Consider the following 2,598-nt stretch of genomic DNA (forward strand, 5'->3'; position numbering starts at 1 on the left):
TGTTCGGCGTAGGTGAGCAGCCCGGCAGCGGCTGCGTGGGCCTCGCCCAGGTCTTGTGCACCCCAGGCCTGCAGGCTGGCGGCGCCCAGGTTCTCAAGCAACTTGCGCTCGCCCAATGCGCTGTCAAATTGCCAGTCGGGCCGGGGGCTTATGGGGCAGGTGAAGGCGCCGCTTTGGCGAAGCACCTGCAGTTGTTGCTCAAAGCGCTCGGTCACGCCCGCGCTGTAGATCAGCTCACTGGGCGCCACGCGTGCCAGCCAGGCGCCCAGTTCGTCGTGCGCGCATTCGGCCAGGTACACGCGGCCCTGCGTCACGCTGAGCCACGCCAGGCCGCAGCGCGCGCGGGGCGCCTGGTGCACTGCCATCAGCAGCGATTCGGATTTGTCGGACAGCAGTTCGGTGTCGGTCAGCGTGCCGGGTGTGACCACGCGCACCACCTTGCGTTCCACCGGGCCCTTGCTGGCGCCCACCTCGCCCACCTGCTCGGCAATGGCCACCGACTCGCCCATCTTGATGAGGCGCGCCAGATAGTTTTCCAGCGCATGGAAGGGCACGCCCGCCATCACCACCGGCTGTCCACCCGACTGGCCGCGCTGCGTGAGCGTGATGTCGAGCAGGCGTGCGGCCTTTTCGGCGTCTTGCCAGAAGACCTCGTAGAAGTCGCCCATGCGGTAAAACAGGAGCGTTTCAGGGTACCCGGCCTTGAGGGCGAGGTACTGCTGCATCATGGGGGTGTGGTGTTCGAGCGTGTCGGACATGCAGGGGTGGCAGGAATGAGGCGTGGACTGTAGCAGCTTGCCCATGGGGTTTCCCCTCAATGATTTGCCGCAGGTTTTGTTGCTTTGTTACGTTTTGACATACTCTTGGCTGTATGCTGGCAGCTTGGCTTTGACCGTGGGCGCCGTCCGTTGCTAGAGCGCTTTTCCCAACTCCAGGATTCGAAGGTTTCAGAGCGACCGTGATTTCGTCCGAACTGTTGACCGACCTTCTCGCGCCCGTGGGCGACGGCCTCATCGAGCCCATGGCGCAGGCACGCCTGCAGGCCCTGGTGGATGCGGTTCCGTTAGCGTTGATGGAGTTTCGGCTGCAGAACGGCCGCTTGATGCTTCTGGCTGCCAATGCAGCTGCACGCCGCATGCCGGGGCTGGGCGCCGTGCGCGAGCCTGGTGTGGACGCCAGCAAGGTGTTTGACCTGCTGGCGGGAACGCCCTTGCTGGACCAACTTTATGGCGTGGTGCGGGTGGGGGTGCCGCTGGAGTGCCGCCAGGTGCTGCGTGAGCCCGGCCGGCTTGTGCTGGCCTGGGATCTGTCGGCGCGCCGGGTCACCCACGATTGCATCATGGTCACGGTGCGCGATGCCTCCGAGGCCGAGACCTTGCGTGCTGCGCTGGCCGCGTCCGAGCGTTCGCTTGAGGAAGTGCGGCGTGAGCTGCGTGAGCAGACAGAAGTCTTCAACACCATGGAGAGCCTGGCCCGTGCGGGCCATTGGCGCCGTATTGAAGATCCGGGCGAAACCGTCCTGCTGTGGTCGCCCGGTCTGTGCGACATCGCTGGTTTTGAACAGCAAGAATGGGTGGACCCGGAGCGTGCCGTGAGCGGCATCTTGCCTGAGGACCGCCACGTGTTTGAGAAGATACGCGAACGAGGTTCTGGCCTGGATGTGGAGTACCGCTGGCGCCGGCCTGATGGAGAGGTGCGCTGGATGCGCTCGCGCGTGCAGCGCACGCTGCCGCGCGACGGGGTGCAGGCGGTCATGGGCGTGGTGCAGGATGTGACCGATGAGCACCGCGCGGCCGAGCAGCTGCGCGAACAGCTGCTGTTTATCCAGCGCATTGCCAGCCGCATCCCCGGGTTTATCTACGAATACCGCCTGCATTCCGATGGAGGCACCAGCGTGCAGTACATCAGTGATGCGGTACGCGAATTCATGGGTGTGGAGCCCCACGAGGTGACCACCGACCATGGCGTGCTGATGCATCGGGTAGTGCCCGAAGACCTGCCTCAGGTGCAGCGCTCGGCCATCATGTCGGTGCGCAAGCTGGTGCCTTGGCAGTGCGAGTACCGCGTGCGCATGCAGGACGGGAGTGTGCGCTGGCACATGACCAACGCCATTCCCCACCGCGAGGCCGATGGTTCCGTGGTGTCGCACGGGTTCACCATGGACATCACGGACCGCAAGCGCGCAGAGCAGGAAATCGAACGCCTGGCCTTCTACGACGCGCTCACGGGCCTGCCCAACCGGCGCCTGCTGCTCGATCGCCTGCAGCGCTCCATCGCCGCCTGCCAGCGCACCAAGAACCTGGGCGCCCTGCTGTTCATCGACCTCGATAACTTCAAGGACCTCAATGACACCTTAGGCCACGACATGGGCGACCAGCTGTTGTCGCAAGTGGCCGCCCGTCTGGTGGGCAGCGTGCGCGAGGCGGACACCGTGGCCCGTTTCGGTGGCGACGAATTTGTTGTCATGCTCGAAGCCCTGGCGCCTGAGCTGCAAAGTGCCGCCACCCAGGCAGAAACCGTTGCCGAGAAACTCCTGGCCAGCCTGAACCAGCCCTTTGACCTGGACGGTGCCCAGCACTACAGCACCCCGAGCATCGG

1 protein-coding gene and 1 pseudogene are annotated in these 2,598 nt (G+C 64.9%); one reads left to right on the forward strand and one right to left on the reverse strand.

Features of this window, described 5'->3' with window-relative positions:
• Positions 1–758, reverse strand: a pseudogene (locus tag DBR12_RS23185) (DNA mismatch repair protein MutS); the annotation flags it as partial.
• A gap of 200 nt (positions 759–958) precedes the next feature.
• Here DBR12_RS23185 and DBR12_RS18590 point away from each other — a divergent pair.
• Positions 959–2,598: diguanylate cyclase domain-containing protein (locus DBR12_RS18590; protein WP_233244869.1), on the forward strand; the 1,640-nt coding region annotated here is incomplete at its 3' end.

The sequence above is a fragment of the Acidovorax sp. HMWF029 genome (genome assembly GCF_003060895.1).
GTDB lineage: Bacteria > Pseudomonadota > Gammaproteobacteria > Burkholderiales > Burkholderiaceae_C > Acidovorax.